Origin of the sequence: Brevundimonas sp. (genome assembly GCF_035627475.1) — a bacterium.
GTDB lineage: Bacteria > Pseudomonadota > Alphaproteobacteria > Caulobacterales > Caulobacteraceae > Brevundimonas.
On sequence record NZ_DASPLR010000023.1, the window covers coordinates 39,073 to 51,823 of the forward strand.

Consider the following 12,751-nt stretch of genomic DNA (forward strand, 5'->3'; position numbering starts at 1 on the left):
GCCGGCGCTTTCCTCAGCGCTGGGCGGGGAGGGGCAGGCCCAGGGCGTCGGCGGCCGACAGGTCGCCGCCGACGGTGCGGAACAGCTCCGCCGGGCGCCCGCCGGTGGCCGCCGACAGTCGGCCGGTCGGCTCCACCAGGCCGGTGCGCTCCACCCCGCGACGGAAATTCTGCTTGTGCAGCGACAGGCCCGCGACGGCCTCGGCCGCGGCCTGCAGTTCCGACAGGGTGAAGGTCGGCGGCATCAGGTCGAACAGCACCGGCCGGTATTTGAGCTTGCTGCGCAGCCGCCCCAGGCCGGTGGCGAGGATGCGGCGGTGGTCGGAGGCCATGACGCGGCCGGGCGCACCCGGCGGAACGGGCTGGTCGCGGTCGCGGGCCGCCTCGGCGACCAGGCCCGCCTCATAGAGGAGTTCGTAGCGCTCCAGCACCCGGCCCTCGTTCCAGCGGTGCGGCGGCGCGGGGGCGAACAGCGCATCGACGCGGGCCTGCCGCCGCGGATCGCCGGCGGCCCAGGCCGTCAGCCCGTCCAGCAACGGCGCGAGGCAGGCGGCGGCGCCGTCGCGGCGGTCCTCCCACGGGAAGATGTCCAGCACGGGCGTCCAGCGCGCCTCGGCCAGCGGTGCGTCGGCGGCGTCGGCGGTCAGGGCCAGATAGCCCACGGACACCTCCCGCCGCCGCTCGGGTCCGGGCGTCGCCCGCGGGCTGTCCCGGCCGAGGTCGCCGAAGGTGTAGAGCTGTTCGACGAAGCCGAGACGAAAGCCGGTCTGCGCCGTCACGAAGGCGCGCAGGGCCAGTTCGAAGGTGCGGTCGCGGGCGGGATCGAACGGCCCGAACGGGAGGGCCAGGGCGCCGTCGTCGCCGGGGGTGGTAAGGACGCAGGCCTTGCGGTCGCGCAGGGCGATGACCACCGCCGAGAGACCGATGCGCACGCCCTGTTCCGCCGGCAGCCCCATGGCTATTCCGTGTGCCAGGCGTCGGGGGCGGGCACCAGGCCGACGGCCTCGGCGAGGACGCGGTAACGCTCGAGGTAGCGTTGCTGGGCGATCGGGGCGGGCAGGGGATCGATGGTCAGGTCGTAACCCGCTGGCGGCTTGCCGAAGAAGCCCAGCGCCTCGGGCCGGGTGAAGCCGGCCAGCTGTGTCGCCTCGAAGAAGGCGCAGGCCTTGTCGGCCTCCTTGATCAGCTTCTTGATCTCCAGCGGCGTCTTCGCGGGCAGGCCGAAGCGGATGTGGATGGCGTGCTCCAGCCGCGCCTCGAAATCCTTGTAGCTGACCCCCAGCGCCGCCTTGAACGGTGAGATCATGTCGCCGATGACGTATTCGGACGCGTCGTGGAGCAGCGCGGCCAGGCGCCATTTCGGCTCCAGCCCCGGCCGGATGTGGGCGGCGATCTCCTCCACGACGCAGCTGTGCTGGGCCACCGAGAAGGCGTGCTCGCCGACGGTCTGGCCGTTCCAGCGGGCGACGCGGGCGAGGCCGTGGGCGATGTCCTCGATCTCGATGTCGAAGGGGGACGGATCCAGCAGGTCCAGCCGACGGCCGGACAGCATGCGCTGCCACGCGCGCGGAGCCTTCTTCGACGACGGGGTGCGGGGCGTGGCGGCCAAACGACTATCCTGCTTGCTGGGCAGGTCAGGTGACGCATCCCGCCGCCGCGATCAAGCCTGAGGCGGCTTATTCCCCGACGTTCAGGGCCACCAGATCCTTGGCGTCCTCGAACACGCTGCCGCGGTCGCGGTCGCGCGAGCGCACGGTGGCGACCACGATCGGACCGCCCGCGGGGCCTCGCGCCTCGTAGCCGACCAGCCGCCAGCCGGCCTCGGAAGGGCGGTTGTCGGTCAGGATCCAGCTGGCGCGGGTGGCCCCGCCGCCGGCGCTGGTGCGGATCTCGGCGGCGTCCTGATTGGCCTGGACGCTGACGTTGTCGCCGCCCTCCGAACCCTCGATGTTGACGCTGCCTTCGCCGTCGCTGGCGTCGATATGGAAGCCGCCGATGCGGACGCTGGCCTCGTCGCCCTTGGACTCGATGTGCAGGCCCGGCAGCCGGACCGTGGCGTCGTCGCCCTCGGCCTGGATGTCCACGCCGGGCGCGCTCACCGAGGCGCGGTCGCCGCTCGCCGGCGGATGGGCGGCCTCGGCGTCAGCTGCGGCCGCCGCGCCCTCGGCGCTCGCCGCCCTCAATTGCGCCACCGCCTGAGGCAGGCTGGTCGACAGGCGATCCTCGAACGCCTTCAGCGCGTCGGCCGCGCTCCCCCCGTCCAGCTTGACGAGGTGCAGGCTGACTTCGGCCCCGCGCGGACCGGTGTAGGTGCAGACGGTGCCCTCGGCCGAGGCGGAGCCCTTGCGGGTCAGGGAGCCGATGGTCCGCGGGCACTGCAGCGTCTCGACGACCTTGAGCGCCCCCTTGGCGTCGTTGTCCTCGGTACGGGTCGACGAAATGCGCACGGAGTCGCCGTCGCAGGCCGCGGTGAGGGCCGCGAGGCAAATGACGGGAATCAGAAGGCGACGCGTGGGCATGGTATCGGTCCTTGTCGCCTTCATCCTGCGCTCCAGCCTTCGGGAATCCAGTGAAATCGCGGTAATCGGAGTGACGAAACCTGTTCGCCGGTGTGTTCAGGCGCCTGGCCGGCCGCCCTCGCGGCGGTTCAGGAAGGCCAGCCGCTCGAACAGGTGGACGTCCTGCTCGTTCTTCAGCAGAGCCCCGTGCAGCGGCGGGATCAGCTTGTTCGGCGACGTCTCGCGCAGGGTCTCGGGATCGATGTCGTCTACCAGAAGCAACTTCAGCCAGTCCAGCAACTCGGATGTCGACGGCTTCTTCTTCAGGCCCGGGGTGTCGCGAATCTCATAGAAGGTCTTCAGCGCCTCGGAGACCAGCCGGGGTTTGATGCCGGGGAAATGCACCTCGACGATGGCCCGCATGGTCTCGTCGTCGGGAAAACGGATGTAGTGGAAGAAGCAGCGGCGCAGGAAGGCGTCGGGCAGTTCCTTCTCGTTGTTCGAGGTGATGACGACGATAGGCCGCACCGCGGCGCGGATGGTTTCGCCCGTTTCCTGGACGAAGAACTCCATCCGGTCGAGCTCCTGCAACAGGTCGTTGGGAAACTCGATATCGGCCTTGTCGATCTCGTCGATCAGCAGCACGGGCCGGACCGGGGCGGTGAAGGCCTCCCACAGCTTGCCGGGCTTCAGATAGTTGCGGACGTCGTGAACCCGCGCCTCGCCGAGTTGGCTGTCGCGCAGCCGCGAGACGGCGTCGTATTCGTACAGGCCATTGTGGGCCTTGGTCGTTGACTTGACGTGCCAGGTGATCAGTGGGGCGTCGAGGGCGCGGGCGATCTCATAGGCCAGCACCGTCTTGCCCGTGCCCGGCTCGCCCTTGATCAGCAGCGGCCGCTCGAGGGCCACGGCCGCATTGACGGCGATCTTCAGGTCGTCGGTGGCGATATAGTTCGAGGTGCCCTCGAACCGGTCGCTCTGGCGGGTCATGGACGGCTCCGATGCTGACCGGAACGGGTTAGCGAAGGCGGCCCGGGTTAACAACGTTCATATGCCCGTCCGGCCTCCTCGAACCCGGAAAGGATCGGCGCGGCGCCGCGGCCGAGGCGGACAATTTCTGCCGGGCCCCGACCCTCGTCTGGAATATATTCGATAGAAAACAAGCTCCTGCATCGGAGACGCGGCGGCCTGATCCTTGCGTAGCCGCACGCGAACCAGAACCGGTTCTCCGGCCAGAAGGCCGTTCCCCACCCGACCAGAATGGAAGGACAGCCGATGGTTATGTCGGTCAACACCAACGTGGGCGCGATGATCGCGCTCCAGAACCTGAACGCGACCAACGCCCAGCTGGCGACGACGCAGAGCCGGATCAACACCGGCAAGTCTGTCGCCAACGCCAAGGACAACGGGGCCATCTGGGCTATCGCCCAGGGTCAACGTGCCGAAATCGGGGCGCTGAATGCGGTGAAACAGTCTCTCGATCGTGGCGTCGCCGCGGTCGATGTGGCGCTGGCGGCGGGCGAGACGGTTTCCGACCTCTTGCTGCAGATGAAGGAGAAGGCACTGGCGGCGACCGACGCGTCGCTCAAGACCTCGGCCCGAGCGGCCCTCAATGAGGACTTCAAGGCTCTGCGCGACCAGATCGCCTCGGTCACCGGCAACGCTGAATTCAACGGGGTCAACCTGCTGAAGACCGGCGCCACCGGGTTCCAGGCCCTGGCCAATGCGCAGGGAACGTCCTCCCTGACGGTTGGCGCGGAAGTGATGGCCTTGGGCAGCACGACGGTATCCGTCGCCACGACCCAGACGATCGACACCCTGACCAAGGCGACGGCCTCGCTTACGGCCGTCAGCAACTCCATCGACGCCGTCTCGGGCGCGCTCGCGCGTCTCGGCACCAAGTCGAAGGCGCTCTCGACCCATATCACGTTCGTCGGCAAGCTGTCGGACGCGCTGGAATCGGGGGTGGGCAACCTGGTCGACGCCGATCTGGCGAAGGAAAGCGCCAAGCTCCAGGCCCTGCAGACGAAGCAGCAGCTGGGGGTTCAGGCGCTGGGCATCGCCAACCAGACTCCGCAGCTCGTCCTGTCGCTGTTCCGCAGCTGACTGTTATCCGGTTCTCGCAGACGCCGGAGGGTTCGCCCTCCGGCGTCTCGTGCGTTTTCAGCCGCCGAAGAGACCAGTCACCCACGACCACGCCTGCGACGGCAGGTCGTGCAGCCAGCCCCAGATCGGGAGCAGATAGGGCGAGACCCAGGTCCAGGCCAGCCAGATGACCAGACCGGCCAGGCAGATCAGGCCGATGGCGCTCCACGCCAGGAGGATGGCAAGGCCGTCCCGCTGCATCAGGCCGAAACCGAAAGCCGAAATGATCAGCGCCGGGATCAGGTTTCCGCCCCAGATCGGCAGGATCAGGATGAAGGCCAGCAGGAAGGTGGCGATCCCGATCAGCACCTCCGACACCTCGCTGGTCATGATTGACAGACGGGGCCTGGACAGTCGTTCCATCTTCCTGAAGCGCGGCAGCACGGTCTTCAGGCCCTCCCGATAGGCGGCCCGCTCGATCCATCGGCGCAGGGCCCATTTCGGCAGCCACAGTTGATCCTGCCGGGTGGCCAACTGCAGCCCCATCAGCAGCAGCGGCGCACCGAGGATGGTCGTCGTGCCTGGAATGATGCCGATGGCGATGTTCATCAGGCCGAAAAACAGCATCAGGGCGCCGAAGCCGCGCTCCCCGAAGGCGTCGACCAGTTCCCCGAGGTACAGCTTCGGGTCCTTCTTGGTCCCGATGTCCACCAGCACCTGCGAAAAGGGCCGTGTGTCGCTCTGATAATCGTAGTCGGGCATGGCGGCTGCGGGGACTCGCGCGACGGGGTTCTTCGATCTAGGCGCGACGGTGACGGGCCGCCACTTAACAAACATCCATCCGGCGTCAGGCGATCCGGCCGATCCAGTCGAAGCCGTGGGTCACCCCGGCGACGATGATGCGCCAGGCGAGGAACAGCACCGCCACCGTCGCCGCTGTCAGCAGCCATCCGATGATGACGGCGAGACCGTCGCGCTGCATCACGCCCAGCGAGAAGAAGCCGACCGCCACCGCCGGGAGCAGATTTCCGCCCCACACCGGCAGGACCAGAACCACCGACAGGAAGACGCAGGCGACACCGATCAGTCCCTGGCCGAATGCGCCGGTCAGGAAGTGCAGGCGCGGCCGGGACAGCCGCTCGGTCAGCCTCAGGCCGCGCCGGAATCGCCCGCTCAGTTTGTGGAATGTCGACCGTCGGACCGCCACCCGCTCGGTCCAGCGGGGAACCCAGAGTTCGTCGCGCCCCCAGGCCAGCTCCATCGACAGCAGCAGCAAGGGGGCGCCGGTCAGGGTCGTGCCCCCCGGCGGCCACGGCATCATGTTGACCAGGGCGAAGACGAACATCACCGGCCCGAAGGCGCGGTCGCCGAACGCCTCGACAACCTCGCCGAGGCACAGTCTCTCGCCGCGCCGCACGCCGAGTCTCTCCACCACCTCCGAAAAGGCGCGGGGCCGGCCCGTCGACGTGTGGATCAGCGTCATGCGGCGACGCTAGCCGGGCGTGCGGCGCCGGTCATCCCGGTTCGCGCGGCGGTATCAGTTCCGCACGTGCTCGGGCTTGCCCTTGCGCTTGGTGTGGGCGAACTCCTCGAGCTGCTTCTCGCTCATCGACTCGACCATCGATCTGGAGGCGCCTTTCAGCTTCGGCTTCGGCGTCTCTCCGCGCTTGGCGGACAGGGCGGCCCCGGCGGCCTTCTGCTGGGCGGCGGATTTGGCGGGCATGGCGATGTCTCCTTTCGCGGACGGGCAACGACCGTGGCTGCGGGCCGGTTCCGGCGCCGCCGTTCTGCGATCCGGCCGGATGTGCTAGGAATCAATCGACGGACGGAGGATCGCCATGCGGATCAATACTCTCGTTTCAGGCCTCGCCATGTCCCTGGCGCTCGCGGCCTGCGGGCAGGGCGGGGACAAGGCGGACGCCGGGAAGTCGCCCGAGGCCAAGGCACGCGCCGAGGCGGGGATGGCCGAGGGACCGACCCCGGGCCTTTGGCGCGTGACCACCCGAATGTCCGGCATGCCGGCGGGCATGGAGGCGCCGACGGTCGAGACCTGCATCCGCGAGGCGAAATTCGAGCCGCCGCAGGGCGCGGCGCCCGGCTCTCCGCGCGTGTCGTGCGAGCAGCAGTCGTTCCGCCGGGAAGGCGACGCCATGGTCGGCCACATGGTCTGCACCACGGCCGAGGGCGTCCGCACCGTCACCGACACGCGCGTCACCGGCGATTTCGCGCGCAACTACACCATGGAGGTGAAGAGCACGATGACCCCGGCGCCGACTCCGTCGATGGCCGAAGTCACCATGGTCATGAACGCCGAACGGCTGGGCGACTGTCCGGCCGCCGGCTCAACCGCCCAGTAGCTCCCGTCCGATCAGGAACCGCCGGATCTCGTTCGTTCCCGCGCCGATGTCGTACAGCTTGGCGTCGCGGACCAGCCGTTCGACCGGCCATTCCTTCGTATAGCCGGCCCCGCCCAGCGCCTGCACGGCCTCCAGCGACACCTTCACCGCGTTCTCGGACGCCAGCAGGATCGCGCCGGCGGCGTCGTAGCGGGTGGTCTTGCCGGCGTCGCACGCCCTGGCCACCGCATAGACGTAGGCGCGGGCCGAGTTCAGGGCCACGTACATGTCGGCGACCTTGGCCTGCATCAGCTGGAAGCTGCCGATCGCCTTGCCGAACTGCTTGCGCTCGCGGACGTAGGGCAGGACCACGTCCAGCGCGGCCTGCATGATCCCCAGCGGTCCCGCCGACAGCACCGCCCGCTCGTAATCCAGGCCGCTCATCAGCACGCCGGCGCCGCCGCCGACCGGGCCCATGACGTTCTCCTCCGGGACCTCGCAGTCCTCGAACACCAGTTCGGCCGTGTCCGAGCCGCGCATGCCCATCTTGTCCAGCTTCTTCGAGACGCTGAATCCCTTCATGCCGCGCTCGATCAGGAAGGCCGTGACCCCGCCGTTGCCTTCGCCGGTGCGGGCGTAGACCACCAGGGTGTCGGCCGAGGGGGCGTTGGTGATCCAGAATTTCGTGCCGTTCAGAACATAGCGGTCGCCGACCTTCCGCGCCTGGGTCCGCATCGACATCACGTCCGAGCCCGAACCGGCCTCGGACATGGCCAGCGAGCCGACGTGCTCGCCCGAGATCAGCTTCGGCAGATATCTGCGCTTCTGCTCTTCGGTGCCCCAGCGGCGGATCTGGTTGACGCACAGGTTGGAGTGGGCGCCGTAGCTCAGGCCGATCGAGGCCGAGGCGCGCGACACCTCCTCCATCGCCACCACATGCTCGAGATAGCCGAGGCCGAGGCCGCCGTAGTCTTCCTCGACGGTGATGCCGTGCAGGCCCAGCTCGCCCATCTCGGGCCACAGCTCGCGCCGGAACTGGTTCTTCTCGTCGATCTCGGCGGCCAGCGGGGCCAGACGGTCGGCAGCCCAGCGGGCGGTGGTCTCGCGGATCATGTCGGCGTTTTCGCCGAGGCCGAATTCCATCGATTGGGGGGCGTTGGGAATGCTCATGAGCGGGGCGTAGCATCGCGCCGCGCGGCTGGCAAAGTCAGTCCCGGCGGCCCCAGCGCACGTAGAGATTCCACGACGACACGCCGACGCAGATCACCCCGATCAGGGCCAGCACCCAGCCGATCACCGTATAGTCGTTCAACGAGGTGTCATCGAACATCGCCTTGCGGAAGGCCGCGGCGGCCGCGGCGCAGGCGGTCAGGCCGGTCACCCCCATGATCAGGAAGGCGCCGGTGACGCTCCAGTCGAAGCGGCGCGGGGCCTCCGGCCCGATCTCGTGGCGCAGCACCGACAGGGCCGGCTCGTCATCGAACAGCACGGTGTCCTCGTCCGGCGCGGCGGATTCGGTCCGCTGCTCCGGATCCCACACAGGCCGGGCGGCCTCGACGAAGTCCGCTTCCGTGGCGGGCGTCAGCACCAGCGGCTCGTCCATCGGCGGGAAGGGCGAGATGCCGGGGGCGGGAGGGACCAGCGGGATCACCGGCTCCGCGGGCCCGGGCGCCGCGGCGGGCTCGACGGCGGCGGCCGGGGGCTCGACGGGCGGAGCCTCGGCGGCCTGGCTGTCCGGCTCAGCATCGACCGCGTCGGGGAGGGCTTCCTGCCCGACCGGGGCTTCTTGCGCGGCCGGGAAACCGGGCAGGGGCCCGATGATCGCGGCGGCGTAGGGCGAATAGCGCTGCAGGTGGATGGTGGTGACCGGCGCCGCGGCCTCGAACGGCGTGGGTTCGAACTTCGGCCCCGGCCCCGTCGCCGGGCCGGTGGATTCCTCCGCCGGGGCCTCCGCCGTGGCGGGAGGAGTCTCTCCCAGCAGGGCGGCGACCGCGGCGACGCGGGCGTCGGCGGGCGCTTCCGCATGATCCTGGTGCGTGACGGGAGCGGCGGGCCCGGCAGGTGCTTCCGCGGGCCCCTCGACCGGAGGCGGCGGCAGCGGCGCGGCCAGCAGGTCGGCCAGGTGCATCGGCGAAGCCGGGTCGGCCACGAACAGGGCTCGCTCGGCGGCGCGGCGGCGCAGCCGGGCGTCCGGCGGCGTCGCTTCGGGCCATCCGATCAGGGCGTCGGCGGCCTCGCCGGCGTGCCCTTCGTTCAACCGTTGCAGCACGTCGGAGGCCAGGAAGCGCTCGACGCCGACCGAGATGGCGAAACTGGCCAGGGCGTCGAACTGGTGCTGGTTCAGGGGCGCGGCCACCCGCTCGTTCAGGGCCTTCACCACCGGCAGCAGGTCGTATTGCAGCAGCAGTTCAGCGTCAGGCTCGCTGACCGTCAGTCCTTCGCGCGCCGAAAGCGTGTGGCCGTAGCCGATGACCCAGCCGCCGTCCTCGTCCCGCACGGCGCGCGGCCGGAAGCCCTCGAAGCTCTTGATGAGGACGATTCCCTCGCGGGAGACCTTCAGATGGCGGGTGATCGCGTCGGACACCGGATTGACCCAAATCGAGACGGAAGCGCTCGCTCAACGCGGGAACCAGCAAACCCCGCGCCGCTCCAGCGAGACTACGTCAGGACGATCGTGGCGAGACCGAGGAAGATCAGGAAACCGAAGAAGTCCGTGGTGGCCGTCACGAACACCGCCGAGGACACCGCCGGGTCGAACTTCAGCTTGGACAGCGTCAGCGGCGTCAGCACGCCGACCGTCGCCGCGACCAGCAGGTTCAGCACCATGGCCGCCGCGATGACCATCCCGATCCGCCAGTCCTCGTCGCGGAACCACAGGGCGGTGGCGATGCCGATAAGCGGCGCCAGCACCAGCCCGTTGGCCAGGCCGACCGCCAGCTCGCGCCAGAAGGTCCGCGGTGCGTTCGAACTGTTCAGCTCGCGCGTCGCCAGCGCCCGCACCGTCACCGTCAGCGCCTGCGTCCCCGCATTGCCGCCGATGGCCGAGACGATCGGCATCAGGATCGCCAGGGCGACGATCTGCTGGATCGTCCCCTCGAACCAGCCGATGACGCTGGCCCCCAGCACGGCGGTGGCCAGATTGATGGCCAGCCACGGCACGCGGCCGCGCACGATCTCCGACACCGACGAGCCGCGATCCTCGTCCGAGACGCCGGCGAGGCGGAGGATGTCCTCGCGGTTCTCCTCCTGAATGATGTTGACGATGTCGTCGACGGTGATCTGGCCGACCAGTCGCCCGGCCGCGTCCGTCACCGGCGCCGAGATCAGGTGGTATTTCTCAAAGATGTAGGCGACCTCTTCCTGGTCCTGGTCGACGGTGATTTCGTTGACCGGGTCCATGATATCGATCAGCGGCGTCGGGCGCGGCGCGCGCAGCAGGCGGCTGATGGCCACCCCGCCGATCGGCTTGTTCAGCGGATCGACCACATAGATGTCGAAGAACAGCTCGGGCAGCTCCTCGCCCTGCTTGCGGATGTGGTCGATGGTGTCGCCGACGTTCCAGAACGACGGCGCGGCCATGACCTCACGCTGCATCAGGCGGCCGGCGGAATCCTCGGCATAGCCCAGCGAGCTTTCGATGGCGGCCCGGTCGACCTCGGGCATGGCCGCCAGCACCTTCTCGCGCTGGTCGTCCTCCAGATCCTCGACCACGGCGGCGGCGTCGTCCGAGTCGAGCTCCTGCAGCGCCTCGGCGAGGGTCAGGTGCGGCACCCGCTCCAGGACCTCCTCGCGGATGCCGTCGTCCAGTTCGGGCAGGGTGTCGGCGAGCAGGTCGGCCGGCAGCCACAGCACCACCACGGCGCGGTGCTCGGACGTCAGGAAGCCCATCAGGTCGGCGACGTCGGCCGGGTGCAGATCTTCCAGCAGCGAGCGCAGTTTCAGCCCGTCGCCGGCGTCCGACGCATCAACGACCTTTTCGACGAAGCCCGGCGTCAGGACATAGTCCTCGTCCAGGGCCACGTGTTCGGTTTCATCGTCCTGGACAGGAGGCAGGGGGGCGGTTGCGGTGTTGCTCACGCTTGGCCCTCCCTGTTTTCAGATCAGCTTTCCGCCGATGTTTCGCCCTGTCAATTTCAGATGGTGCGGTCGAGAAGACTCGAACTTCCACTCCGGTTAGGGAACAGCGACCTCAACGCTGCGCGTCTACCAATTCCGCCACGACCGCTCGCATCGGAGGGGGGCTGATAGCGGAGAGCGGGGCGGAAGGGAAGGGGGGAAAGGCAGTAGGGAGTAGGCAGTAGGCAGTAGGGTAAGCAAGGTCGCCCTAGCGCCCCGGGTGGTCCCGGAGTTTCCCGATGAGCGCCTTCAGCATTCGCCCGATTTCCTCTGATTGTTCAAGGATCGGCTGGATGGAGCCGGCGCCCGCTGTTCCGACCCGTTCCGCAAGCAGGAGATGGGTTTCAAGCTCCTTGAGAGAGCCCTGTGCGATGCGGAGGAAGTTGATGTAGGCCTGCTTTGAAGCCCGGCCGTATCCCTCGGCAATGTTGGCGGGAATTGAGACTGCGGCGCGACGACTCTGCGAGGTCAGGCCGAACAGTTCGTCGCGAGGATATTCCCGCGTCAGCTGGTAGGTCGCCGCCGCCACGTCCATGGCGCGCTGCCAGACGATCAGATCACGATAGCTCTGAACTCCGGACAATCCGCTTCCTTCCACGGAACGCGCTGTACCCTACTGCCTACTGCCTACTGCCTGTTGCCTGTTGCCTGTTGCCTGTTGCCTGATCCCTCGCCTCAGGCCGCCCCCGCCATGAAGTCATACACATCCGCCGCCCGGGTCACCGTGATCGCGATCCTGTCCTCGCGGATCTCGATCTCGCCGCGCGCCACCGGATGGTTGTTGGCCAGGATCCAGACCTCGTCGTGTTCCGAGGCGTCGAGCGGAATCACCGCCCCGCGGCCCATCCGCAGCAGCTGGCTCATCGGCAGAACAGAGCGTCCCAGGACGACCGAAATCTCTACGTCTACGGCTTCGATCTGGCTCACGGGGTACTCTGACGCTGACTGGGACTGGACGGGCGGTTGTTGCATGGCGCTCCCGATCCCCACATTGAGGGCGACATGCTTTCCCAGTCCTTAAGCCCGGCCGTATCGAAACTGCTCCGCGAGGACGGGGTCCCTGTCGAATGGGCGGTCTCGCCCGGCTATGTCGACTACCCCGTTGCGGTCGAGGCCATGGAGGCCCGCGCGGCGGCCATCGCGGCCGGCGAGGCGCCCGAACTGGTCTGGCTGCTGGAGCATCCGCCGCTCTACACGGCGGGGGTCTCGTCGAAGGACGAGGACCTGCTCGACGCCGGCCGCTTCCCGGTCCACCGCACTGGCCGCGGCGGTCAGTTCACCTATCATGGGCCGGGCCAGCGCGTGGCCTATGTGATGCTGGACCTGAACCGGCGCGGCAAGGACGTGCGCGCCTTCGTGCGCGGGCTGGAGCAGTGGATCATCGGCGCCCTGGGGGAGTTCGGCGTCGCCGCCGACGTGCGCGACGGCCGGGTCGGGGTCTGGGTCGAACGCAAGGGACCGGGCTGGAGCCGCGAGGACAAGATCGCCGCCATCGGGGTCAAGGTCCGCAAATGGGTCAGCTTCCACGGCATCAGCCTGAACGTGGAGCCCGACCTGACCCATTTCGCAGGCATCGTGCCGTGCGGCATCCAGGAGCACGGCGTCACCAGCCTGGTCGACCTCGGCGTTCCCGCCACGATGGACGAGGCGGACGAGGCGCTGAGAGCCAGCTTCCGGCAAGTGTTCGGGCCTGTGGTCCGCAAGCCATGAGGCCGTT

Annotated in this window: 15 protein-coding genes and 1 tRNA gene; 3 read left to right on the forward strand and 13 right to left on the reverse strand. The window is 68.7% G+C overall.

Annotated features, from left to right (window positions below; all coding sequences use genetic code 11):
• Window positions 1-13: 13 nt before the first annotated feature.
• The 4 genes from VEA62_RS06085 to VEA62_RS06100 all read right to left on the reverse strand — a co-directional run bounded on the left by VEA62_RS06085 (window position 14) and on the right by VEA62_RS06100 (window position 3,487).
• A complete protein-coding gene (locus VEA62_RS06085) occupies window positions 14-955 on the reverse strand; it encodes an NUDIX hydrolase (RefSeq protein ID WP_324819655.1) in 942 nt (313 codons plus the stop codon).
• Window positions 956-957: 2 nt separating this feature from the next.
• Window positions 958-1,551, reverse strand: coding sequence for an HD family hydrolase (locus VEA62_RS06090; protein WP_324819789.1), 594 nt, complete (start codon window positions 1,549-1,551; stop codon window positions 958-960).
• Window positions 1,552-1,675: 124 nt separating this feature from the next.
• Window positions 1,676-2,518 carry a methyltransferase type 11 gene (locus VEA62_RS06095; protein WP_324819657.1) on the reverse strand — a complete coding sequence of 281 codons (843 nt, stop codon included), beginning with the start codon at window positions 2,516-2,518 and terminating at the stop codon, window positions 1,676-1,678.
• 96 nt (window positions 2,519-2,614) lie between these two features.
• Complete coding sequence (locus VEA62_RS06100; RefSeq protein WP_324819659.1) at window positions 2,615-3,487, reverse strand: MoxR family ATPase; 873 nt, start codon at window positions 3,485-3,487, stop codon at window positions 2,615-2,617.
• Window positions 3,488-3,772: 285 nt separating this feature from the next.
• On the opposite strand from VEA62_RS06100, the gene VEA62_RS06105 reads away from it, so the two are divergent.
• The gene (locus VEA62_RS06105) at window positions 3,773-4,603 is read left to right on the forward strand and encodes a flagellin (protein ID WP_324819661.1); all 831 of its coding nucleotides are present in this window, start codon (window positions 3,773-3,775) and stop codon (window positions 4,601-4,603) included.
• 57 nt (window positions 4,604-4,660) lie between these two features.
• Here the strand turns inward: VEA62_RS06105 and VEA62_RS06110 are convergent, their stop codons facing one another.
• The 3 genes from VEA62_RS06110 to VEA62_RS06120 all read right to left on the reverse strand — a co-directional run bounded on the left by VEA62_RS06110 (window position 4,661) and on the right by VEA62_RS06120 (window position 6,305).
• Window positions 4,661-5,344: an exopolysaccharide biosynthesis protein gene (locus VEA62_RS06110; RefSeq protein ID WP_324819663.1), complete on the reverse strand. Its 684-nt coding sequence runs from the start codon at window positions 5,342-5,344 to the stop codon at window positions 4,661-4,663.
• 85 nt (window positions 5,345-5,429) lie between these two features.
• Window positions 5,430-6,065, reverse strand: coding sequence for an exopolysaccharide biosynthesis protein (locus VEA62_RS06115; protein WP_324819665.1), 636 nt, complete (start codon window positions 6,063-6,065; stop codon window positions 5,430-5,432).
• Window positions 6,066-6,119: 54 nt separating this feature from the next.
• Window positions 6,120-6,305: a DUF3008 family protein gene (locus VEA62_RS06120; RefSeq protein WP_324819667.1), complete on the reverse strand. Its 186-nt coding sequence runs from the start codon at window positions 6,303-6,305 to the stop codon at window positions 6,120-6,122.
• A 115-nt stretch (window positions 6,306-6,420) separates the two neighbouring features.
• Between VEA62_RS06120 and VEA62_RS06125 the strand changes: the two genes are divergently transcribed.
• The gene (locus tag VEA62_RS06125) at window positions 6,421-6,939 is read left to right on the forward strand and encodes a DUF3617 domain-containing protein (RefSeq protein ID WP_324819669.1); all 519 of its coding nucleotides are present in this window, start codon (window positions 6,421-6,423) and stop codon (window positions 6,937-6,939) included.
• Here the strand turns inward: VEA62_RS06125 and VEA62_RS06130 are convergent.
• The 6 genes from VEA62_RS06130 to VEA62_RS06155 all read right to left on the reverse strand — a co-directional run bounded on the left by VEA62_RS06130 (window position 6,925) and on the right by VEA62_RS06155 (window position 12,006).
• A complete protein-coding gene (locus tag VEA62_RS06130; protein WP_324819671.1) occupies window positions 6,925-8,088 on the reverse strand; it encodes an isovaleryl-CoA dehydrogenase in 1,164 nt (387 codons plus the stop codon). The two genes, VEA62_RS06125 and VEA62_RS06130, sit on opposite strands and share 15 nt — an antisense overlap.
• Before the next feature lie 37 nt (window positions 8,089-8,125).
• Window positions 8,126-9,502 (reverse strand): glycoside hydrolase family protein, encoded by a 1,377-nt coding sequence (locus tag VEA62_RS06135; protein ID WP_324819673.1) that lies wholly within the window; start codon window positions 9,500-9,502, stop codon window positions 8,126-8,128.
• A gap of 74 nt (window positions 9,503-9,576) precedes the next feature.
• On the reverse strand, window positions 9,577-10,995 hold the full coding sequence (gene mgtE, locus VEA62_RS06140; protein ID WP_324819675.1) for a magnesium transporter: 1,419 nt from the start codon (window positions 10,993-10,995) through the stop codon (window positions 9,577-9,579).
• Between the two features lie 61 nt (window positions 10,996-11,056).
• Window positions 11,057-11,143 (reverse strand) — tRNA-Leu (locus VEA62_RS06145).
• A gap of 99 nt (window positions 11,144-11,242) precedes the next feature.
• Window positions 11,243-11,617, reverse strand: coding sequence for a four helix bundle protein (locus VEA62_RS06150; RefSeq protein ID WP_324819677.1), 375 nt, complete (start codon window positions 11,615-11,617; stop codon window positions 11,243-11,245).
• Window positions 11,618-11,709: 92 nt separating this feature from the next.
• Window positions 11,710-12,006 (reverse strand): FliM/FliN family flagellar motor switch protein, encoded by a 297-nt coding sequence (locus tag VEA62_RS06155; protein ID WP_414641832.1) that lies wholly within the window; start codon window positions 12,004-12,006, stop codon window positions 11,710-11,712.
• Between the two features lie 30 nt (window positions 12,007-12,036).
• Between VEA62_RS06155 and lipB the strand changes: the two genes are divergently transcribed.
• Window positions 12,037-12,744, forward strand: coding sequence for a lipoyl(octanoyl) transferase LipB (lipB, locus tag VEA62_RS06160; protein WP_324819679.1), 708 nt, complete (start codon window positions 12,037-12,039; stop codon window positions 12,742-12,744).
• The last annotated feature ends 7 nt before the right edge of the window (window positions 12,745-12,751 follow it).

Bases quoted from the DNA above. Each gene is read 5' to 3' on its own strand.
- VEA62_RS06085 (WP_324819655.1), bottom strand. From the start codon at position 955: ATGGGGCTGCCGGCGGAACAGGGCGTGCGCATCGGTCTCTCGGCGGTG.
- VEA62_RS06090 (WP_324819789.1), bottom strand. From the start codon at position 1,551: ATGCTGTCCGGCCGTCGGCTGGACCTGCTGGATCCGTCCCCCTTCGAC.
- VEA62_RS06095 (WP_324819657.1), bottom strand. From the start codon at position 2,518: ATGCCCACGCGTCGCCTTCTGATTCCCGTCATTTGCCTCGCGGCCCTC.
- VEA62_RS06100 (WP_324819659.1), bottom strand. From the start codon at position 3,487: ATGACCCGCCAGAGCGACCGGTTCGAGGGCACCTCGAACTATATCGCC.
- VEA62_RS06105 (WP_324819661.1), top strand. From the start codon at position 3,773: ATGGTTATGTCGGTCAACACCAACGTGGGCGCGATGATCGCGCTCCAG.
- VEA62_RS06110 (WP_324819663.1), bottom strand. From the start codon at position 5,344: ATGCCCGACTACGATTATCAGAGCGACACACGGCCCTTTTCGCAGGTG.
- VEA62_RS06115 (WP_324819665.1), bottom strand. From the start codon at position 6,065: ATGACGCTGATCCACACGTCGACGGGCCGGCCCCGCGCCTTTTCGGAG.
- VEA62_RS06120 (WP_324819667.1), bottom strand. From the start codon at position 6,305: ATGCCCGCCAAATCCGCCGCCCAGCAGAAGGCCGCCGGGGCCGCCCTG.
- VEA62_RS06125 (WP_324819669.1), top strand. From the start codon at position 6,421: ATGCGGATCAATACTCTCGTTTCAGGCCTCGCCATGTCCCTGGCGCTC.
- VEA62_RS06130 (WP_324819671.1), bottom strand. From the start codon at position 8,088: ATGAGCATTCCCAACGCCCCCCAATCGATGGAATTCGGCCTCGGCGAA.
- VEA62_RS06155 (WP_414641832.1), bottom strand. From the start codon at position 12,006: ATGCAACAACCGCCCGTCCAGTCCCAGTCAGCGTCAGAGTACCCCGTG.
- lipB (WP_324819679.1), top strand. From the start codon at position 12,037: ATGCTTTCCCAGTCCTTAAGCCCGGCCGTATCGAAACTGCTCCGCGAG.